The sequence below is a fragment of the Pseudomonas syringae group sp. J248-6 genome, from assembly GCF_032586995.1.
Classification (GTDB): Bacteria; Pseudomonadota; Gammaproteobacteria; order Pseudomonadales; family Pseudomonadaceae; genus Aquipseudomonas; species Aquipseudomonas amygdali.
The window spans coordinates 147,738-168,346 of sequence record NZ_JAWHOP010000002.1 but is presented as its reverse complement, the minus strand read 5'-3'; the positions used below and the strand labels follow the sequence as shown (position 1 = coordinate 168,346).

Annotated in this window: 13 protein-coding genes and 4 pseudogenes; 12 read left to right on the top strand and 5 right to left on the bottom strand. The window is 58.3% G+C overall.

Annotation, left to right across the window (positions count from 1 at the left end; all coding sequences use genetic code 11):
- Nucleotides 1-275 precede the first annotated feature (275 nt).
- The 9 genes and pseudogenes from RYC17_RS02865 (at nucleotide 276) to RYC17_RS26855 (ending at nucleotide 12,574) form a co-directional block, all read left to right on the top strand.
- A complete protein-coding gene (locus tag RYC17_RS02865; RefSeq protein ID WP_316902504.1) occupies nucleotides 276-3,122 on the top strand; it encodes an RHS repeat-associated core domain-containing protein in 2,847 nt (948 codons plus the stop codon).
- A gap of 509 nt (nucleotides 3,123-3,631) precedes the next feature.
- Nucleotides 3,632-4,498, top strand: a complete 867-nt coding sequence (purU, locus tag RYC17_RS02860) for a formyltetrahydrofolate deformylase (RefSeq protein WP_004658059.1) — start codon at nucleotides 3,632-3,634, stop codon at nucleotides 4,496-4,498.
- Entirely contained in the window at nucleotides 4,495-5,397 is a 903-nt protein-coding gene (gene folD / locus RYC17_RS02855) for a bifunctional methylenetetrahydrofolate dehydrogenase/methenyltetrahydrofolate cyclohydrolase FolD (protein WP_316902502.1), read from the top strand. The genes purU and folD overlap by 4 nt, the downstream gene beginning before the upstream one ends.
- Nucleotides 5,379-6,620: an FAD-dependent oxidoreductase gene (locus RYC17_RS02850; protein WP_316902501.1), complete on the top strand. Its 1,242-nt coding sequence runs from the start codon at nucleotides 5,379-5,381 to the stop codon at nucleotides 6,618-6,620. Before folD ends, RYC17_RS02850 begins: the two co-directional genes overlap by 19 nt.
- Nucleotides 6,621-6,633: 13 nt before the next feature.
- Entirely contained in the window at nucleotides 6,634-6,939 is a 306-nt protein-coding gene (locus RYC17_RS02845) for a sarcosine oxidase subunit delta (RefSeq protein WP_058400239.1), read from the top strand.
- On the top strand, nucleotides 6,936-9,842 hold the full coding sequence (locus RYC17_RS02840; protein WP_316902499.1) for a 2Fe-2S iron-sulfur cluster-binding protein: 2,907 nt from the start codon (nucleotides 6,936-6,938) through the stop codon (nucleotides 9,840-9,842). The genes RYC17_RS02845 and RYC17_RS02840 overlap by 4 nt, the downstream gene beginning before the upstream one ends.
- Nucleotides 9,843-9,845: 3 nt before the next feature.
- Nucleotides 9,846-10,418 (top strand): sarcosine oxidase subunit gamma, encoded by a 573-nt coding sequence (locus RYC17_RS02835; RefSeq protein ID WP_058400237.1) that lies wholly within the window; start codon nucleotides 9,846-9,848, stop codon nucleotides 10,416-10,418.
- Between the two features lie 167 nt (nucleotides 10,419-10,585).
- Nucleotides 10,586-11,716 (top strand): annotated as a pseudogene (locus tag RYC17_RS26860) (cache domain-containing protein); the annotation flags it as partial.
- Nucleotides 11,717-11,806: 90 nt separating this feature from the next.
- Nucleotides 11,807-12,574: a methyl-accepting chemotaxis protein gene (locus RYC17_RS26855; RefSeq protein ID WP_410478449.1), complete on the top strand. Its 768-nt coding sequence runs from the start codon at nucleotides 11,807-11,809 to the stop codon at nucleotides 12,572-12,574.
- Nucleotides 12,575-12,692: 118 nt separating this feature from the next.
- Here RYC17_RS26855 and RYC17_RS02825 read toward each other — a convergent pair whose 3' ends face one another.
- Complete coding sequence (locus RYC17_RS02825) at nucleotides 12,693-13,589, bottom strand: LysR family transcriptional regulator (RefSeq protein WP_058400235.1); 897 nt, start codon at nucleotides 13,587-13,589, stop codon at nucleotides 12,693-12,695.
- A 107-nt stretch (nucleotides 13,590-13,696) separates the two neighbouring features.
- Between RYC17_RS02825 and RYC17_RS02820 the strand changes: the two are divergent.
- Together RYC17_RS02820 and RYC17_RS02815 are read left to right on the top strand one after the other, a co-directional pair.
- Nucleotides 13,697-14,571, top strand: a pseudogene (locus RYC17_RS02820) (MBL fold metallo-hydrolase).
- 94 nt (nucleotides 14,572-14,665) lie between these two features.
- Nucleotides 14,666-15,064, top strand: coding sequence for a hypothetical protein (locus RYC17_RS02815; protein WP_058407583.1), 399 nt, complete (start codon nucleotides 14,666-14,668; stop codon nucleotides 15,062-15,064).
- Nucleotides 15,065-15,151: 87 nt separating this feature from the next.
- Here RYC17_RS02815 and RYC17_RS02810 read toward each other — a convergent pair whose 3' ends face one another.
- From RYC17_RS02810 to RYC17_RS26845, 4 genes and pseudogenes are all read right to left on the bottom strand, one after another.
- Nucleotides 15,152-15,277, bottom strand: coding sequence for a hypothetical protein (locus tag RYC17_RS02810; protein WP_080164905.1), 126 nt, complete (start codon nucleotides 15,275-15,277; stop codon nucleotides 15,152-15,154).
- A gap of 65 nt (nucleotides 15,278-15,342) precedes the next feature.
- Nucleotides 15,343-16,824 carry a chemotaxis protein CheW gene (locus RYC17_RS02805; protein ID WP_316902494.1) on the bottom strand — a complete coding sequence of 494 codons (1,482 nt, stop codon included), beginning with the start codon at nucleotides 16,822-16,824 and terminating at the stop codon, nucleotides 15,343-15,345.
- Nucleotides 16,821-17,288, bottom strand: a pseudogene (locus tag RYC17_RS26850) (methyl-accepting chemotaxis protein); the annotation flags it as partial. The gene RYC17_RS02805 and the pseudogene RYC17_RS26850, both read right to left, overlap by 4 nt.
- A gap of 207 nt (nucleotides 17,289-17,495) precedes the next feature.
- Nucleotides 17,496-18,860: pseudogene (locus tag RYC17_RS26845) on the bottom strand (PAS domain-containing protein); the annotation flags it as partial.
- A 735-nt stretch (nucleotides 18,861-19,595) separates the two neighbouring features.
- Between RYC17_RS26845 and RYC17_RS02795 the strand changes: the two are divergent.
- Complete coding sequence (locus RYC17_RS02795; protein WP_219171346.1) at nucleotides 19,596-20,525, top strand: helix-turn-helix domain-containing protein; 930 nt, start codon at nucleotides 19,596-19,598, stop codon at nucleotides 20,523-20,525.
- Nucleotides 20,526-20,609: the final 84 nt, after the last annotated feature.

The following is a 20,609-nucleotide window of genomic DNA, read 5'->3' as shown; positions in this document are numbered from 1 at the left end:
GCGTACCGTCACTAAGACGGCTCAAGCCGGACGTAAAGCGTGCGCAACTTTTCATTAAGTTCGAGCTTATGCGCTCAGGCAGAAGCTGAAACTAACGATGCTGTCTATACGTGCGTAAATCCCTATCGGCAAACGCTTATAAAGCCTCTATTTATGACACACGCTAAAATTGGCCTTGCCCCACGATGCGGCTCATAACCTGATCCTTTTGCTGTTCCCTGCTTCAAGACGCTTCAATTAATTAATGCATCCCTGATTGACAGTGAGAATGACTTATGACGGCTTCCCTGCACCAATACACGCCTTCTCTAGCAGTCATTGATCCGCGCAGCCTGGCTGTGCGTAACATTGCTTACTATCGACGGGATGCCAAGGAGGTTATCGTTGCGCGAGTCCAGCGCCATGTGTTCAATACCTATGGTCATTTAAGCCAACAGTGGGACCCGCGTTTGCTTGATTCGGGTGAGATTGAAATTCAACCCACCCAAACCGCGCGTTATAGCCTTAGTGGGCAAGCGTTGCAAACGGAGAGCGTCGATGCGGGTTGGCGGGTTGCCTGCCATGACGCTGCGGGGGTGTTGTATGAAAGCTGGGACGGGCGCGGTACCTGCCTGCGTTATGCCTACGATGAACTTATGCGCCCTGTCAGCGTGTTTGAGCAAGTCTCTTGGGATGCCCCGCTGCTTTGTGTAGAGCGTTTTACCTATGCGGGATCCGGCGAGGAAGACGCCCATAACAACCGTTGTGGCCAACTGATTCGCCATGATGATCAGGCGGGCAGTTTATCGCGTGAGCATTTTGGCGTATTGGCCCAGCCGCTCACCGAAGTCCGCCGCTTCTGCAAATCGCTGGCGGCCCCGATCTGGCCTGAGTCAGCAGATGATTTAGAAATCGACACCTACGCCACCTGCTGGCGTCACAATGCCTTAGGCGCTGTCATCGAGCAAAAGGATGCCCTCGATCACGTACAGCGTTTCGAGGTCAATGTCACAGGCGGGGCCCGTGCTTCCTGGCTTGACGGCACGGTGTTACTCAAACGCGCCACTTACAATGCTTTCGGCGACGTAGAGATCGAACAGGCAGGCAATGATGTGATCACGACGGCTTATTACTCGCCAGTGAGCGGCGTGCTGTGCAGCCTCAAGGCCGAAAGTCCAAGTGGCAAAATGCTGCAGGACTTGCATTACCAGTACGACCCGGTGGGTAATATCGAGCAAGTTGAAGACCTCGCGCAGCCGGTACAGTGGGATACTCAGCAGCGTATCCAGGCGGTGAGTACGTATACCTACGACACGCTCTATCAATTGATCAGCGCGACGGGGCGGGAAAGTGCCACTTACACCATCGGCCCGGACCTGCCAGGGCTGAAAGTCTTTGGCGCAGCGGATGACAGCCGTTGGCGCAATTACCGCCAAACCTATAGCTATGACAGCGGTGGCAACCTGACCCGGCTCAGGCACAACGCCGGAGTGCGCAACACCTATACGCGCGAAATGGTAGTCGACCCACGCAGCAACCGCAGTGTGTACAAGGACGGTTCACCTATAGATTTCGCCAAAGCATTTGATGCCAACGGTAACCAACAGAACTTGTCACCGGGTCAGGTCATGCAGTGGGATACCCGCAACCACTTGCGCAACGTCACCCAGGTACAGCGCGATGCGCCGGATGGCCAGGACGATGATGTCGAAACCTATGTCTATGACGGCGGCGGCCAGCGAGTGCGCAAAGTGCGCCGCGCCAAAACCCTTGGCACAGAGCAGGTGAGCGAAGTGCGTTACCTCCCAGGGCTTGAGATTCGCACACGTACATCAGGTGAAACGTTACATGCCGTCATTGCCCAGGCAGGACGTAATAGTGTGCACTGGTTGCATTGGGAAAACGGGTTACGTAAAGGCATTGATAACGACCAAGTGCGTTACAGCCTCAGCGATTCTGTGGGCAGCCATACACTGGAACTGAATCAACAGGCCGAATTAATCAGTCAGGAAAGCTATTATCCTTACGGCGGTACGGCATGGTGGGCTGCGAAAAATGCAATCGAAGCGACCTACAAAACGGTCCGTTACTCGGGTAAAGAGCGGGACGCGACGGGCTTGTATTACTACGGGTTCAGGTATTATGCGCCGTGGCTGCAGAGGTGGATCAGCCCTGATCCTGCAGGAGATGCTGACGGACTGAACCGGTACAGGATGGTGCGCAATAATCCCGTTACCTACCATGACACTGACGGTCTCATAGCGACAAGAACGCATTTTGATGAAAAAGATATTGAAGGATTCAGTTCAGTTTTTCAGAGTATAAAAGAAGGGCTTTCTGCAGCGGGCCTGTCGGCGGAAGAAACAGTATTTGTCATGGTTGGCCGCTCACCGCAAGCCTTGGGAGAATATATCAGCGCCTCGGGCTTCGACACCGCACTGTTGCAGGTGTCAGGGTTAGGTAACATGAAAAAAATGCCGGAAATCAGCGAACTCGGCGAGGTGGAAAGGACTAACAGGAATAACTACCTGGATGGGAGTCTCGGAGAAGCGTTTTCTCAGCATAAAAATGCGGTACTGCTGGACTACTCGGTGACGGGAAGCAGCATTATGGAAACGCACAAGATGCTCACGCAACATTTTGGCAGCGAACGCACAACGATCAAAATGGCGACTATATCCAGGTTTTTAAACGATGATGATCTTAGCGCTAGTGAAGCGGCGAGCTTTCATCATCCCGACAACCTCTTATATGACACACCCCGTGGAAAAGCACGTCTTGACTATAAAAACAGAGGGGTTATGCGACTGATAAAAATCTTGCATAACGAGATTGACAAGGGCTTAAGCTACACCGAAAAATTCCACTTCACAAACATCGACTCGGGCGAAACAGCCGGCATCCTGGAAGACAAAAAATCCAGACTCAATGGCATGATGACAAGTGCAATACATCAGCACAAGGCTATAAGCTATACCGATATCAAAGACCGTAACAGAAGAAGATTTACACCCATGGTAAAAAACATGCACCCCCACTATTCGAGCCCAGATGATTACATAGCTTCTTACAACTTCAAAAGGACCTACACCGGGTCGTTTTTACATGGCATAAAAAAAGCAGTTACGGGGTACCGCTCCTAGGTTCTGTACAGGAACTCGGTGGGCGAAGGCAAGGCAAGCAGGCGAGGAACGGTCGGCGTAGCGTTCGACGCTATGGGTTGTGGATGAGCATTACGATCGGACTCGCGCACGAGTCTGCTTTTAACTCAGCGTCACCGAGCGCTGCCGCTTCCTCAGCGAATGGCCAGCGCCGATCTCGCAGAGCGTGGCTTGTTTACCTCGCTGACCTTTGTAGGCGTTGCGCATCACAAATGACCTCCCTATTCCTGCTGGTACACGCCTGCCTCAAGCGTTTTCTGTCTGATGGCAAGCGAAACCAGGACCCCAGCCCTCACTCCCCCACCCATCCACATTCCCTCGAGTAAACAAAGTTTCCAGAAACCTCTGGACGCTGCTTTTCCTTTCGCCTATAAAACAGCCTTCAAGAATATTAAATTCCTGTAGAGAATTTTATTCGCCACTCAGAAAACCTCTGTATCTGACTTTTTGCCCCCTTTGCCGAGCTGCCGCCCTATTCCAGAGGACAAGCCATGCAACACGAGAAGAACCATTTCATCCTGAAGATCAGCTGTCCGGCGACCTCCGGCATTGTCGCGGCAGTGGCTTCATGCCTGGCTGGCAACGGCTGCTATATCGGTGAAATGGCCCAGTTCGACGACGAGTACAGCGGCACATTTTTCATGCGTGCAGTGTTTCGTTTCAACGATGGTCACGACGGCGACATCCAGCAGCTGAAAACCGGTTTCGATGTGGTGGCCAAAGACTTCGCCATGCAGTGGGAACTGCATGACACACGTCGCCCGATGCGCGTGTTGTTGATGGTCAGCAAGTTCGATCACTGCCTGACGGACCTGCTGTACCGCTACCACAAGGGGGAAATGGACATGACCATCACCGCCATTGTGTCCAACCACCTGGATTTGCGGCCGATGGCCGAGCGGGAAGGCATTCGTTTCATTTACCTGCCTGTGAGTAAAGAAACCAAGGCAGCGCAGGAAGCTGCGCTGATGAAGGTGGTCGACGAAACCGGCACCGAACTGGTGGTGCTGGCGCGCTACATGCAGATTCTCTCCGACGACCTGTGCAAGCAACTGGCGGGGCGGGCAATCAACATTCATCACTCGTTTCTACCGGGTTTCAAGGGTGCCAAGCCGTATCACCAGGCTTATGAGCGCGGCGTGAAACTGATCGGCGCCACTGCGCATTACGTCACCAGCGACCTGGACGAAGGCCCGATCATCGAGCAGGAAGTGCAGCGTGTCGATCACGTCTACCTGCCTGAAGACCTGGTCGCAGCAGGCCGTAACAACGAAACCATCGCGCTGTCGCGGGCAGTCAAGTACCACCTTGAGCATCGGGTGTTTCTAAACACTGACCGAACGGTGATCTTCCGATGAGCGCGCGCATCATCGATGGCAAGGCCGCCGCCGCTTGTGTTCTGGAACAGGTCAGAAACGACGTGAAAACCTTGAAAGCCGACGGCATCGAACCGGCACTGGCGGTCATTCTGGTAGGTAACGACCCGGCCAGTGAGGTGTATGTGCGCAACAAGATCCTGCGCGCCGAGGAAGCGGGCATTCGTTCGCTGGAGCACCGCCTGCCTGCCAAGAGTAGCCAGCAACAGGTGCTGGCGCTGATTGCCGAACTGAACGCCGATGACTCGGTAAACGGCATCCTGCTGCAACTGCCACTGCCGCCGCACATTGAAGAAGCCCGCGCCTTGCAGGCCATTGACCCGGGCAAGGACGTCGATGGCTTTCACAGTGAAAACGTGGGCGGCCTCAGCCAGGGACGCAGCGTACTGACGCCCTGCACGCCCAGCGGCTGCATGCACTTGCTTGAACAGACCTGCGGCGATCTGAGCGGCAAACATGCGGTGGTCATCGGCCGCTCCAATATCGTCGGCAAACCAATGGCCGCCCTGCTGTTGCAAGCGCATTGCTCGGTGACCGTAGTGCATTCGCGCAGTACCGATGCCAAGGCCTTGTGTCAGCTGGCAGACATCGTCGTCGCAGCGGTGGGTCGCCCGCGCATGATCGACGCCAGTTGGCTCAAGCCCGGCGCAGTGGTGATCGATGTCGGCATCAATCGCATAGAGGATCAAGGCCGCAGCCGCCTGGTGGGCGATGTCGATTTCGACAGCGCCCTGAGCGTGGCTTCTGCCATCACACCGGTACCCGGTGGCGTCGGGCCGATGACCATCGCCTTTCTGATGAAAAACACAGTGACTGCTGCCAGGCAGCAAGCCCTCGCACAGCGCAGCCAATCGGAGGCCGTATGCCTTTCAACCTATTGAAATACGGGCTCAGCCCGGAGTATCCGGTCGAGGTGGATCTGCCTGCGCCCAAGGAACTCAAGCCTTCCTACGACGTGGTGATCATCGGCGGCGGTGGTCATGGGCTGGCGACCGCGTACTACCTGTCGAAATACCACGGCATCACCAATATAGCCGTGCTGGAAAAAGGCTATCTGGGCGGCGGCAACACGGCGCGCAACACTGCGGTTATCCGCTCCAACTACCTGACCAGTGAAGGCGTGAAGTTCTATGCCGAGTCGGTGAAGATGTTTCAGGGCCTGTCCAACGAGTTCGACTTCAACATCATGTATTCCGAGCGCGGCCAGCTGACCCTTGCGCATACCGACGCCACCGTACGCTCGTTCCGTCAGCGCGCCGAGGTCAACAAGCATTTCGGCGGCCGCACCGAAATGATCGACCGCCAGCAGATCCGCGAACTGGTGCCGAGCCTCAATCTGGACCCCGGCCATCTGCCGGTGCTCGCGGGCCTGTGGCATATCGACGGCGGCACCGCACGCCACGACGCGGTGGCCTGGGGCTATGCCAAACAGGCGGCCAAGCGCGGCGTCGAGATCCATCAACTGACCGAAGTGCAGGAGCTGGTGATCGAGAATGGCGCCATCACCGCAGTGAAAACCAATCGCGGCACCATCCAGTGCGGTTGCGCCGTGCAGGCAGTCGCGGGCATGAGTTCGCAGATGATGAAAAAGGCCGGAATTCGCTCACCGATCCAGACTTTCCCGCTGCAAGCGATGGTCACTCAACCGTTCAAGCCGTTCCTCGCCCCATTGGTGAGTTCGTCCGCCCTGCACTGTTATGTCCAGCAGACCAGCCGTGGCGAGGTGGTGTTTGGCGGCGGCTCGGACCCGTATCCGCTGTTCAACACGCGCTCGACGCTGGACCTCAAGGAAAGCCTGCTGGCCCACGCCATCGAGATGTTTCCGTTTCTGGCCAACGCCAAATTGATGCGCCAGTGGGCCGGAATCACCGACATGACCCCGGACTACAGCCCGATCATGGGCCTCTCGCCGGTCAGGAATTATTACCTGGACGCAGGCTGGGGCACCTGGGGCTTCAAGGCAACGCCAATCTGCGGCAAGACCATGGCCGAACTGGTGGCCAGTGGCGGCAAGGTGCCCGAGTTGATCAGGCCATTCGCGCTGGACCGCTTCTCGACCTTCCAGCAAGTCAACGAAATGGGCGCGACAGCGGCCAGCCACTGACGGAGAGCGACACATGAAAATCATGACCTGCCCGCTCAACGGGCCGCGCAACATCAGCGAATTCACCTACGGCGGCGAATTCAAGCACATGCCTGACCCGCAGACCTGCAGCGATGCCGAATGGGCCGACTACGTGTTCAACAGCGAGGACACCCTGGGCGTGGTGCGCGAGTGGTGGATGCACAACCCGTCCAGCTACTGGTTTCTGGCGGAACGCCATACCGGCAGCGACGAGATCATTCGCACCTTCGACCCGCGGGAAATATTTACCGCACGTATCGACTTCGCTCCCCTCCCATCCAAGGAGATCGCAGGATGACCACCCCAGCCCGCCTGCCCGCGCCCATGGGCCTGCTGATCAATCGCAACCAGCCGCTCACCTTCAGCTTCGATGGCAAAACCTATCAGGGCCTGCAAGGCGACAGCATTGCCAGCGCACTGCTGGCCAACGGTCGCTTTCTGCTCTCGCGCTCGTTCAAATACCATCGCCCGCGCGGCCCGCTGAGCATGGCCGGACAGGACGCCAACAGCCTGATCCAGTTGCCACACGAGCCTAACGTGCTGGCTGACACTTTTGTCTTGCAGGATGGCTTGCAGGCAACCGGACAGAATTTCAGCGGCTCGCTGGACCACGACAGGGATGCCTGGCTGGGCAAGTTCTCGAAGTTCATGCCCGTGGGTTTCTACTACCGCTCGTTCTACAAGCCCAAAGGTATGTGGAAAGTCTGGGAGCCGATCATTCGCAAGAAAGCGGGCCTCGGCGTGCTGGATCTGGACTTTCAGCCTGAATACTACGACAAGGCCTACCTGTTCACAGAACTGGCGGTGATCGGTGCAGGACCTGCCGGGCTACAGGCGGCTCTGACCGCAGCCAACGCCGGAGCCAGGGTGCTGTTGATCGAACAGCAGCCGATACTCGGAGGTTCGCTGACTTACGCGCGCTTCGATATCGACGGTCAGCGTGCCGGGCAACTACGGCGCGAACTGGTCGACGCCGTGCAGGCGCACGCCAATATTCAGGTCCTCACACAGGCCACTTGCAATGCCTGGTTCACCGACAACTACCTGCCAGTGATTCAGGGCAAGCGTCTGTACAAGGTACGCGCTACGCAATGCCTGGTGTGCAGTGGCTCGTTCGACCAGCCGGTTATTTTTCGCAACAATGATTTGCCCGGTGTGATGCTGACCAGCGCTGCGCAACGTCTGATCAGGCTGTACGCAGTCAAGCCCGGCAAGCGCGCGCTGGTGCTGACCGGCAATGATGACGGTTACCTCGCTGCACTGGATTTGCACGATCAGGGTGTCGAAGTGGTCGCGGTCGCCGACATGCGCGCCAATCCGTCGGATCGGGCATTGCAGGTTGCGCTGGAGCAACGCGGCATTGTCTGCCACATGAGCACCACCGTGTATGAAGCACTGCACGAGAAAGGCATGCGTCACGTGAGCGGGGCCGAGCTGCGCAAGATCACCGGCCAGGGTCAGGTGGCGAACAAGGGTTTGAGTGTCGAGTGCGACCTGCTGTGCATGTCCGGCGGCTACATGCCGGCCTACCAGTTGCTGTGTCAGGCGGGCGGCAAGCTCGCCTATGATGATCGACTGGCCGAGTTCGCGATCAGCAGCCTGCCGCAGAACCTGGGCATCGCCGGTTCGGTCAACGGTTATCACGCGCTGGATAACGTGCTGGCCGATGCGACGAATGCCGCCACAGGGGTGCTCTCGGCGCTCGGCCTGGAATCGGCAGCCAACCCGGCCACGCTGCGCAGTGAAGCGCGGGTCAACTTCCCCTGGCCAATTTTTCCGCATCCAGAGGGCAAGGATTTTGTCGATTTCGACGAAGACTTGCAGGTGCGCGATATCGTCAATGCCACCCGCATCGGCTATCGCGACATCCAGTTGGTAAAGCGTTATTCCACCGTCGGAATGGGGCCGTCGCAAGGTCGTCACTCAGCGTTGCCAACCGCACGGCTGGTGGCTGCGTCGACCCAGCGCAGCATCAGCGAAACCGGCGTGACCACTGCCCGCCCGCCCTTTGAGGCAGAGAAACTGGCACACGTGGCGGGCCGGGCTTTCGACCCCTACCGCCAGACGCCCATGCATCAACGGCATGTGCAGGCAGGCGCGAAGATGATGCCGGCCGGGATCTGGCAGCGCCCAGCGTTCTACGGCAAGCCGGCGCAACGCGATGCCTGCATGCAGCAAGAAGCACTGCATGTGCGCAACAAGGTCGGGATTATCGATGTGTCGACACTCGGTGGCCTGGACGTGCGCGGACCCGATGCCGCCGAGCTGCTCAACCGCATGTACACCTTTGCGTTCCTCAAGCAGCCGGTCGGGCGTTCACGCTATGCGCTGATGACCAACGAGCAAGGCGTAGTCATAGACGACGGCGTTTGTGCACGCTTTGCCGACCAGCACTTCTACGTCACCGCCACCACCAGCGGTGTGGATCGCATCTACCAACAGATGCTCAAGTGGAATGCCCAGTGGCGTCTGAACGTGGACATCACCAACGTCACAGCGGCCATTGCTGCGGTCAACGTGGCGGGTCCGGATTCACGCAAGGTGCTGGAGCAAGTGTGTACCGACCTTGATCTGTCTGCCGAGGGATTCCCTTATCTTGGCGTGCGCCTGGGCACTGTTGCCGGTATCAAGGCGCGGCTGTTGCGGGTCGGTTTCGTCGGCGAACTGGGCTACGAGATCCATGTCCCCGCTCGTCACGCGCTCAGGCTCTGGGATGCACTTGTCGAGGCTGGCAAGGCCTTCGACATGCGTCCGTTCGGCGTCGAGACGCAACGTCTGTTACGTCTGGAAAAAGGCCACGTCATCATCAGCCAGGACACCGATGGCATGACCCATCCGGCCGAAATCGACATGGGCTGGGCGGTCAGCAGGAGCAAGCCGTTCTTCGTCGGCCGCCGCTCGGTGGATATCCTCGAAGCCCAGCCGCAGAAACGCAAGCTGGTGGGTTTCACCCTGCCCAAGGCCAGTCCGTTGCCGCTTGAAGGTCATCTGGTGCTCAAAGGCCCGGACATCAGTGGCAACGTGACCTCCTGCGAATACTCGTCAACCCTGGGCATGATTATCGGCATGGCTTATGCCGCGTTCGACCAAAGCACACCCGGCCAGCAGATTCCGATTCGCGTCGAAGACGGCGTGGTGGTTCAGGCGACCGTCGTGAAACTGCCCTTCTTTGATCCTGAAAACCAGCGCCAGGAGCTCTGAACCATGAATAGCCTTATCCAGGACCGCCCGGTCAGAGCCGGCGCGCCCTCACTGTGCACACTGCAAGACCTGACCGATCTGCCGCGCGTGGGGTTTCGCGGTACGCAAAGCGCCGAATACCTGACAGCACGTGGTTTCAGTCTGCCCGACACGCCGAACCGCGCGGTTACTCAGGCCGACGGCAGCCATGTTGCACGTCTTTCGCAGACCGAATACCTGCTGCTCGGCAGCCCGCTTGATAAAGGCCAGCGCATAGCCGATGAGGAAGCCCGTTGGGAACTGGACCATAACGCCAACTACCTGCTGCCTCGCGAAGACAGCCATGCGTGGCTGCAACTGAGCGGCCCGTGCATCCCCGAGGTGATGGCCAAATTGTGCGGCGTGGACCTGCGTCCGACAGCATTCGCAGTCGGCTCCGTGGCGCAGACCTCGGCAGCGCGAATCAATGTGATCGTGATCAATGTTGGCGCGCAGAGCGAACCCTGTTTTCAGATTCTCTTTGATCGGGCTTCACTGGCTTACTTCAAGGAAGCGATGCTGGATGCCATGACCGAGTTTGGAGGGCGCCTCTCATGAACAACGGGTTACTGCTTCAGTGAATAAAGGCCGTTTCGTGCTCATGAACGACAACAAGTGTCTGTTACCGCCAAGCCGCCTAAAGAATACTGGCATAAAGCCGTTGGACATTTGGTAGACCATAAGAGCGACCTTCGGCTCAACGCCTGGGGTCGCAGACTGCACCCATGCAGCACCCGACACTTGCGGCAGTAACGCGCCCCCCCGGAGCTCAAATGAATATCAAACAGAAATTGACGTGGGCGTTCGCAGTCATTGCGTGTTTGCCCATATTAGTCGTCGCCGCCATCGTGATCGTGAATCTGCGTGACAAGGCGACCAGTGATTTCGTGGACAGCAGCGCACGCGAGATTCGCCAGGTCGACAATGCCATGCAACTGTTTTTCGACGGCATTACGCAGAACGTCAATTACATCGCGGCGCACCCGCTGATCGCCGGGGCGAGCGATGATTTCCGCAACTACATGGGCGCAACGCCTCCCCCGCAGTCCGAGAATGACAGGCAGGCGACCGAGCTGTTCGCCAGTATCGCCAAGGCCCATCCGGCCTACTCCTACGTCTCTTACGGGTTGATCAACGGCAGCTACATCATGACGCCGGAAGACCCGAAAATGAGCAACTACGACCCACGTGTTCGCCCGTGGTACAAGACCGCAATGGCCAATGCTGGCAAAACCGTGCGCAGCGACGCCTATTACTGGGCCAACGATGACGCGGTGCTGGTCAGCACCATTAGGGCGATCCCCAATAAACTGGGCAACCCTGGCGGCGTGGTTAACATCGACGTATCACTCAAGCAACTGACCAACATCGTCAAGCAGATCAAGCTGGGTGACAGCGGCTACCTGATGCTGATGGAAAAGAGCGGCACCGTGCTGGTCGATCCCAAGCAGCCGGAACACAACTTCAAGAAACTGGGTGAACTGGGCGACGGCTTCAGCGAGCTGGCGAAAACCCCCAGTGGTCTGGTCGAGGTGACACTCAACGGTGAACGCTACATGGCCAACGTGTACCCGTCCGAGCAATTGGGCTGGAACTTCATCGGCCTGATCAAGCAGGACGAAGTGATGGCCTCGGCCACCCGCCTGACCTGGCTGATCGGCATTATCGCTGCGGTATTGGCGGTGGTCTTTGCGATTGTCGGGGCCAGTTTTGCCCGGGTCATCGTGCGCCCGATTCACAGCGTGTCCAGCGGCCTGGAAGGTATTGCGGGCGGCGAAGGCGACCTGACCCAGAACCTCGCCGTGCGCGGCAAGGATGAAACAGCGCACCTGGCAGGCTGGTTCAATAAATTCCTGACCGCGATCCGCAACCTGATCCAGCACATCGGCCAGGCTGCCGGGAAGATTCTTGAAGCCTCACACAGCTCCACCCGTGTCTCCAACGACATGGCCGAAGCCGCTGGCCGTCAGCGCGAGGCGGTGGACATGGTCTCCACGGCCTTCCATGAAATGGTCGCCACCTCCAACGAAGTCGCCCGCTCCTGCAGCCAGGCCGCCGATTCGGCCGACAGCGGTCAGCAGCAGGCGCGTGAAGGTCAGCGGCAGATCGATGATGCGGTGCGCAGTGTCGACCAGCTCAGCGAAGAACTCACCCGCTCGGCCAAGGACATGACGCAACTGGAAAAGGACAGCGCAGGCATTCAGTCGATCCTCAATACCATCCGTTCGATTGCCGAGCAGACCAACCTGCTGGCCCTCAACGCGGCCATCGAAGCAGCCCGCGCAGGCGAACAGGGTCGCGGCTTTGCCGTGGTAGCCGACGAAGTCCGCGCACTGGCCAAACGTACCTCGGACTCGACCGCCGAAATCGACAACCTGCTGGGCAATCTGGCCAGACGCACCGCCTCGGTGGCGCAACAGATGCACGCCAGCCTCGACGTGTCGCAGCAATCGGTGACCAAGATCGGACAGGCACGCAGCAGCTTCGGGCAGATCCGTGAGTCGGTGGATGTGATTCGCGACATGAACACCCAGATCGCAACCGCCGCCGAAGAGCAGCATCAGGTGGCCGAGGACATCAACCGTCACATCAGCCAGATCCATGGCGACGCCCAGTTGATCGCCGACCTCTCGGACTCCGCCCGTGCGGATTCCAGAAGTCTGGAACTACTGTCCAGCGAACTCGACGGCCTGGTGCGCAAGTTCAAGACCTGATCCTGCACAGTCGGAGCGTGGAAACGATAGGTGTCTGTGTGCCCCTATCGTGCCCATGCTCCGCGTTGGCAATCCGTTCTGGACGCTCTGCGTCCTGTGCGCAGCAGGTGATCCAACCTCAGGGCTCTGCGCTGCCCCTCTCAAACCATTCAGCCAGAAAATCCAGCATGGTGCGCAAGGTGGCCGACTGGTGATGCCGCGAGGTGTAGATCGCGTGTATCCCCAGCGCCCTTGGCTGGTAGTCGGGCAGCACCGCGATCAGCTTGCCACTTGCAATCAGCGGCGCTGCCGAATGCACCGGTTGCAAGGTGATCCCCGCGCCAGCCACTGCGGCCTCCAGCAACACCACTGAATCGTTGGCGCTGAGGTTGCCGCCCACCGGAACACTGAGCGGCAACTGCTGACGGGTGAACTCCCACAGGCTCTTGCCGAAGTACGAATAGGTCAGGCAGTGGTGTGCAGCCAGTTCCTGCGGACTGGAGGGAGTGCCATGCATGGCGAGGTAGGCTGGAGAGGCACAGACAACCGAATCGCAATGCCCCAGTGGACGGGCAATCACATTGGGGTCCAGCTGATTGGTGATGCGGATCGCCAGATCAATACGCTCGCTGACCAGATCCACAGCCTCGTTGCCAATAAGCAGATCCACCGAGGTACCGGGGTAGCGTTGCAGGTAAGCCGTCACCGCTGGGGCCAGAACCGCCAGTGCCAGTGACTGCGAACAGGCAATGCGCAACATGCCGCGGGGCTCATCGACCTGCGTATCGGCAGCCAGCGGCACTGCGTCAGCCAGCTCGACAAGCTGCTGGCAACGCAGCAACGTCACTTGTCCGGGCGCAGTGAGCCCGAGCTTGCGCGTGGTGCGGTGCAACAAGCGCGCTCCCGCCCAGGTTTCCATTTGCGCCAGATAACGGGTAACCATCGCCCGTGACATGTCCAGCGCTTCGGCGGCAGCGATGAGGCTGCCGCGTTCGTTGATGGCCATGAACACCCGCGCCGCCATGATCCGATCCATGATTCATCCGATATAAGCAATCAATAGTTGCCAATATTGAGGCTTTTGTTTCATTTGAAGCAACATAAGATAACCACCTTAGTCCTGTCCGATAAAGGTCGTGCCCCATGCTGCGCAATTCCCTGCTTGCTCTATCGTTCGCTGCGCTATTCCCGCTTGCAGCCCAGGCCGCTGATCCACTGGCGATCGAAGTCTACACCCGGCCGAAAAAGCCATCTTCCCGGTGTCATCCGAACTGATCACCGGCAAGCATGATGCGGTGCTGATCGATGCACAGTTTCAGCGTAACGATGCTCAGGCGCTGGTAGAGAAGATCAAGGCCAGCGGCAAGAAACTCACCACCGTGTACATCAGCCACAGCGACCCGGATTACTACTTCGGGCTGGACGTCATCAAAGCCGCTTTCCCCGATGCGAAGATCGTTGCCAGCGCCCCTACCGTGAAGGCGATCAAGGCGTCGATGCAGGGCAAACTTGCCTACTGGGGCCCGATTCTCAAGGACAATGCGCCAGCCAGCCTGGTCCTCCCAGAGGTGCTCAAGGGCGACCATCTGACCCTTGAAGGCCAACCGTTGCAGATCAAAGGCCTTAACGGTCCGGCACCCGAGCGCAGCTACGTATGGATTCCATCGCTCAAGGCGGTGGTCGGCGGCGTTGTGGTGTCCAGCGGCATTCATGTCTGGGTTGCCGATACCCAAAGCCCGAAATCGCGTCAGGACTGGCTCGCCACCCTCAAGGGTATTGAGGCGCTGAAGCCGGTCACGGTAATTCCGGGCCATTATCTGGGCGAGGTTCCAGCGGGCACCAAGGCTGTGACGTTCACCGCCGACTACCTGAAGTCCTTTGAACAACAAGCGGCCAAAACCAAGGATTCCAAGGGCCTGATCGATGCCATGCAGAATGCCTGGCCACAACTGGCCGAACCGAGTTCGCTGGAACTGAGTGCCAAGGTCATCAAGGGCGAGATGAAGTGGCCGAACTGATCTGAAACCAGGGAACTGTTGCCGCATCGCCGCAGTTGCGCGCAGCAATTCCGGGGGATGGTCAGACGCCCCCGTCAATCGCTATGCTGCACCCATGAATGCTCCCGTCAAAATCCGTAACTCCTGCCCGCCCGGCGCTTGCGACTGCGAGCGCGAACGGCTGGATGCGGAAGACGCCGACCTGCGCATCCTCAAGCTGACCCGTGATGCGGAAAACACGCTGCTTGAGCGCCTGAGCCGTGTTGAAAGCCTGAAGGATCTGGAGCACATGCAGCGCAAGATTTTCGAGCAACTGGGTGTGCGCGTCGAAATCGCACCGGGCTTCAACGAAGTACGCACCATGCGCGGCATCAGCATTGTCGTGCAGAAAAAGACCGGCCTGTGCCGCAAGACGCGCAAGTCGGTTGCAAGCGCAATCCGCAGTGCACTTGAGGCACGCCCGCAGATCGCCTATGAACTACTCAACGCCAACGACCTGCTGCGCGACGCGTGAGTCAATACAGAGCCCGAACAGGCCTTTGAAACCATAACGCCCGATCTAAAACGGAGCGGGCGTCATGTTCATTGTCCTGTTGACTGATCAACAGGCCCCCGGCGGAATACCACCCTTGTTGAAGTCCTTCAGGCGTTCCTTTTCTTCTGGCGTCGAGTGCGCAGGCACATCGTTTGCCGGTTCCGGCTTTTTCTCGTCTTTCTGGTCAGTCATGGTCATTCTCTCCGCTCGTGGACACTCAAAATAAGGCCACACGCGAAGCATTCGGTTCCGATTGATTAGCGCGCTGCCACTTGTTCGGCGACATTGCACTCCAGTTGCCTGGCCAGCCCCTGCAAATCGAGCAGGGTTGCGCGCCAACTGCGTTCCTGACTGCCGACGCTGACCAGCGAGCGCACTCGGTCATTGACCGAGATCCCCTTGCCGGTATTGGCCTGCCAGCCCTGCTCGAGCATGGCCGGGTCGAACTGATTGAACGCGTCGATCGCATCGACCCGGCTCACGGCAAAACCAAAGCACAGGCGCTCGCCACGCACGATCAGGACACGGGACGCTTCACCCGGGGTTTGCGCCCCCTCGCCCAGCAGGCTGCTCAGGCAGATCAGCGGCACTTGCTCGCCACGCAGATTGAACTGCCCCAACAAGTGTGTCGTCGGTTGCGACAAACCGATCAGCTGTTGCGGCACGCTCATGATCTCGACGATCTGACTCAACGGCGCGACGAAGCGGGTCGGTGCGTCAAACAGCAGGCAGGCATGCCGCAGCATGGCCTTGGTCACATCGTGCGAGGCTTGTGCAGGTTTGACGTCGTGCTGATAAACCTGGGTGTAGCTTTTGACTTCCGGGCGCTGCAACAGCATTGGATGATCCAGCAACAATGCCTGTTGCCCCTCCTCCAGGTTCATAACCCCGGCCAGCAGTTCAGGATGCGGCAGGCCGTAACCCGGTGCCGCCAGAAGACTGCCCGGGTCCTGGCGCTGGATGGCGACCATGCGGTCGTAACCAAACCCGCACACCCGGCCATCCGGTGCCGTCAACAGCAACAACTGCGGCTTGGAAGTCTGGCGTTTATGGTCCAGACCAAGGACTTCAGACAGATTGAGCGCCGGAACCTTGGTGCCACGTACCGACGTCACGCCAAAGCAGCAGTCACTGGCAAAGTCCGACGCCGAAATTTCAGGGTTATCCACCAGTTCGGTCACGACGCTCGCATCGATACAGAAGTTGCGACCGTCACACTCGAACACCAGGTAATGCAGCAAACGATTCTTGGCCGCGAGTGCCTCTTCCTTGAGCACCTGCGCGCTCGGATCAGCAGCAAACAGTACGCCTGGCAAGCTACTCAGAAAACCCAGGTCGAGCTTGTAGATCATCCGCGATTCTTCTGCGCCCAGCAGCAGTGATGGCAGCAACCCGACACTGGTGCCGCCAGGGCCCAAGGGGCTGAATTGAGAGTCGCGGGCCTTGAGGATGTCGCATACCGCATCAATCGCCAGCCCCAGGTAGCCACCGCCGTACTTGAGAATAGCGACCAGCGGCGTGGGCAACGATGTATCGCCGCCCTCCGCCAACTGGCCCCGCAGGTCCACCAAAGGCACCGGTTTGCCGCGCAAGGTAAACACCCCGCGCAACGCACCGCGAGTCAGCGGATGGGGGTACAGGTCGGCAGGCCAGTGCACGGCCTCCATCAGCGCTTCGGCAACCACCGCCAGATAAACGCCATTGATCTGCACGACGCCATAGGCATTCAGGCTGCTCATGCAGGTTGTCCGATGGATACCTTGTCCAGAGTCTGGGTGTGGCCGGTCAGGTTGGCTTTATGCAGCTCCACGATCAGTGTTTCCACTTCCTGCGCCGACAAGCGTTGTTTCTCGGTCGCGGTGTTGATCCCGTCGATTGCCTGAGTGGTCTGCATCACGCCTTCCACGATGTGTTCGAAGGCTTCGCCGGCACTGCGCGAAATCTCGTTGCCCGACTCGATCCGGCTGACTGTTTCGAGGATCAGCTTGTTGATTTCCTTGGTCGCACGCGAGGACTTCTCGGCCAGCTTGCGCACTTCATCGGCCACCACCGAGAAGCCCAGGCCGTGCTCGCCAGCCCTGGCCGCCTCGATAGCGGCGTTGAAGGCCAGCATGTTGGTCTGACTGGCTATCTCGCTGATCACCTGGATGATGTCCTGAATGCCCTCGGCCGACTTGGCGATCATGCCCATCGCATCGGACGCCTTGACCAGAGTCTGCGAACCGGTACTGGCCTGCTCACGCGTCATTCTGGCCAGATCGGTGGCCGTCTCGGTACTCTGTGCCACATAGGAAATGGCATTCATCAGTGCTTTCACCGACTCGCCCATGGCGCGGGTCTTGGCTTCTATCGCCTGCTCCATCTCGACCTGACGGGTAATGTCAGTGGCGAATTTCACCACTTTGAACGGCAGCCCGTCATGGTCTAAAATCGGGCTGTACGTCGCCTGAATCCAGATTTTCTGCCCGTACTTGCTGACGCGCATGAAGCGTCCGGAATAGAACTCGCCCTGCCCCAGCCCGTGCCAGAACTCCCGGTATTCAGTGCCACGCACATATTCCTCATCACAGAAAATACGGTGATGCTGGCCCTTGATTTCCTGCAGGCCATAACCAAGCGCTTTCAGGAAGTTGGCGTTGGCCGTAATGATGTTGCCGCTCATGTCGAATTCGATGACGGCCTGGGCGCGGTCGATTGCATTGACCTTGCCCTGATCCTCGACGCTGGTTTCCTTGGCAACTGTCACGTCGAGCGCGAACTTGACGATCTTGTAAGGTTTGCCCTGCGCGTCAAAGATCGGGTTATAGGTCGCCTGAATCCAGATTTCCTTACCGTCCTTGCGCTTGCGCTTGTATTCGTTGGCGTCGTACTCGCCGCGCCCCAGCTTCTCCCAGAGCTCACGATACTGCAGGCTGCTGACAAATTCCTCGGAGCAGAACATGCGGTGGTGCTCGCCGACGATTTCATCGAGCTCGTAGCCAAATACCGCCAGAAAATTGCGGTTGGCATGCAGCACCTTGCCCGTCAGATCGAATTCGATCACCGCCTGAGAACGTTCGATGGCTGTCACCTTGCCCGCGGACTCAGCCTGACGAATGCGGCTCTCGGTCACATCGTTGGCGAACTTCACGATCTTGTAAGGACGACCATCCGGGTCGAATATCGGGTTGTAGGTGGCGCTGATCCACAACTCGCGACCGTTCTTGCCGATGCGCTTGTATTCGCCGGAGTCATACTCGCCACGTTCGAGCTTGGCCCAGAAGGCACGATAGGCCGGACTGTTCAGGTAGTCGTCTTCGCAGAACATGCGATGGTGCTGACCCTGAATCTCGTCCAGACGATAACCCAGGACCTTGAGAAAGTTTTCGTTGGCGGTGAGCACGCGACCGTTAAGGTCGAATTCGATGACACCCTGCGAGCGATCGATAGCCGCAACCTTGCCTTCGTACTCGGCATTGGATTTGCGCTGCGCAGTCACGTCCGTAGCGAACTTCACCACCTTGAACGGATTGCCTTGCTCGTCAAACACCGGGTTATAAGTGGCCTGCAACCAGATCTCGCGCCCGTTCTTGCCCAGGCGCTTGTACTGCCCTTCGTCGAAAGCGCCCTTGCCCAGTTTTTCCCAAAACGTCGCGTATTCGACGCTGGACGCATATTCCGGCGTGCAGAACATACGGTGATGCCGACCCTGGACCTCATCCAGCCGATAACCGACGCAATCCAGAAAATTGGTATTGGCCCGCAGGATATTGCCTTCAAGATCGAACTCGATCATCGCCTGGGAACGGTCAATGGCCGTCAACAGCGAGTGAACATCAAGTTCCAGCCCGGCCCGGTCCCTGTGGGTGCTTTCAATTGTGGTCGACATGTGGAAGTACTCTGCGAGTAAGCATCTGTGGAAGTATTGTTATAAAGCCCCGGTCTGTGCGGGCCCGGTCAAACGCTTCAAACATGAGGCGCGGACTGACTATGGTGCCTGCTGATCAAGCCGGTTAATCGTCTTTCTCAATGCCTTCCATAGCGCAAACTTCAAGGCCGTCAGAGCCAGGTGGAACTATCGAAGTCACTCGGCAAGGAGCCGTTACATAAACATCGGCTTCAGTCAGATTAGCTTTAGCGCTGCCAGACCACTATTTAGCCACTATCAACGCACACACTTCTTGGCCCTACCGTTCACCGGTAAGGATCGCTTCGTAAACCACTTCCGTCCCCTGCTGAAAACCGTTGCGTCATCAGGCGTAAAACCAGATGACGAGAATCACGGCCCCCGTCCATCCCAGGGTGAGCAAGAAAGAAAGCCCTGCAAGGCGCGGGTCCATGGAACTCCTGTTCTAGAAGGCTTGGGTAAGCAGAGCGCTGCATACGTAGGGATATATCGGCTGGATCACAGGTCTATAAACTATTTTCACCACCTTGAAACACTGCCGGCACAGGGGTCTTGCTCTGGATCAACGTCTGATAACCTTGCCGCCGATCACTTCGTAAAAAGACGCTCGTCGCAGAGGCAGCCATGGCCATGATTTTCCCAGCCGAACCACTACGGCCCGAGGATCGTTTCGACGCCTGGCAGGAGGTTGTGAGCTCGACGTATGGCTTGGTCACCAGCCAGCCGCTGACCGAAGCGCCGTTTGACGGCAGGCTGAATGTCAGGGATCAGAGTAGCGTTACCTTCACCCGTATCCAGTCTTCCCCCGTCCATTACCGGCGGTTGCAGCAAGACAGGGAGAGCGATCACTTCCTCCTCACGCTCTCTTTGTGTTCCGTCGCTATCGTCGTGCAGAACGACAGAGAGTCCCGGCAAGGCGCTGGCGATATCGTCCTTTACGATAGCGCACAGCCTTACGCATGCAGTTACCCCGAAGGTGACGATCAGATTGTGCTGGCGGTGCCCCGCAAATTGTTGCTGCAACACATGCCCGCTGCCGAACGACTGGTGTGTCGCACGCTCGATGGCCGTTCGACGCTGGGCCGTGTTGCCGCAACCTTGTTGAATGAAGCCTGGAACACAGAAGGCTTATCGGACCCGCTAAGCGAGCGACTCAATGCATCACTGCTGGACGTACTGTCTACAGCCTTCGACTCGGTGTTCGGCGACACCGATATCCGGCAGCAGTCTCGTCAAATGCAACAACTGCAGCGCATCAAGCAGTTCCTGTTGAATAATCTACCCGACACAGGGCTGACGGCCGAAAGCATTGCTTTGGCGACTCATGTTTCGCCACGCACGCTCAATCGCCTGTTCGCACAGGAAGGCACCACGGCCATTCGCTGGCTCTGGCAGCAAAGGCTCTCGGCGTGCCATGACGCATTGCGCAAAGGCCACGTTTGCCGCGTCAGTGACGCTGCGCTGAATTTCGGCTTCAGCAACCTCTCGCATTTCAGTCGAGCCTTCAAAAACGCTTATGGCATCTCTCCTCAGCAGTTGCTGGGGCCACGATAAGACGATTGGCACCTTCGGCACAGCGATTGACCGTTCAGGCAAAGCACGCCACATCCGGGTCGAGCAGTATCACCGCCATGCCAA

Coding starts and splice junctions, on each gene's coding strand:
- RYC17_RS02805 (WP_316902494.1), bottom strand. CDS start 16,824: ATGAGCAGCCTGAATGCCTATGGCGTCGTGCAGATCAATGGCGTTTAT.
- RYC17_RS02815 (WP_058407583.1), top strand. CDS start 14,666: ATGAATGCTCCCGTCAAAATCCGTAACTCCTGCCCGCCCGGCGCTTGC.
- folD (WP_316902502.1), top strand. CDS start 4,495: ATGAGCGCGCGCATCATCGATGGCAAGGCCGCCGCCGCTTGTGTTCTG.
- RYC17_RS02810 (WP_080164905.1), bottom strand. CDS start 15,277: ATGACTGACCAGAAAGACGAGAAAAAGCCGGAACCGGCAAACGATGTG.
- RYC17_RS26855 (WP_410478449.1), top strand. CDS start 11,807: ATGGCCGAAGCCGCTGGCCGTCAGCGCGAGGCGGTGGACATGGTCTCC.
- RYC17_RS02840 (WP_316902499.1), top strand. CDS start 6,936: ATGACCACCCCAGCCCGCCTGCCCGCGCCCATGGGCCTGCTGATCAAT.
- RYC17_RS02850 (WP_316902501.1), top strand. CDS start 5,379: ATGCCTTTCAACCTATTGAAATACGGGCTCAGCCCGGAGTATCCGGTC.
- purU (WP_004658059.1), top strand. CDS start 3,632: ATGCAACACGAGAAGAACCATTTCATCCTGAAGATCAGCTGTCCGGCG.
- RYC17_RS02865 (WP_316902504.1), top strand. CDS start 276: ATGACGGCTTCCCTGCACCAATACACGCCTTCTCTAGCAGTCATTGAT.
- RYC17_RS02825 (WP_058400235.1), bottom strand. CDS start 13,589: ATGGATCGGATCATGGCGGCGCGGGTGTTCATGGCCATCAACGAACGC.
- RYC17_RS02845 (WP_058400239.1), top strand. CDS start 6,634: ATGAAAATCATGACCTGCCCGCTCAACGGGCCGCGCAACATCAGCGAA.
- RYC17_RS02795 (WP_219171346.1), top strand. CDS start 19,596: ATGGCCATGATTTTCCCAGCCGAACCACTACGGCCCGAGGATCGTTTC.
- RYC17_RS02835 (WP_058400237.1), top strand. CDS start 9,846: ATGAATAGCCTTATCCAGGACCGCCCGGTCAGAGCCGGCGCGCCCTCA.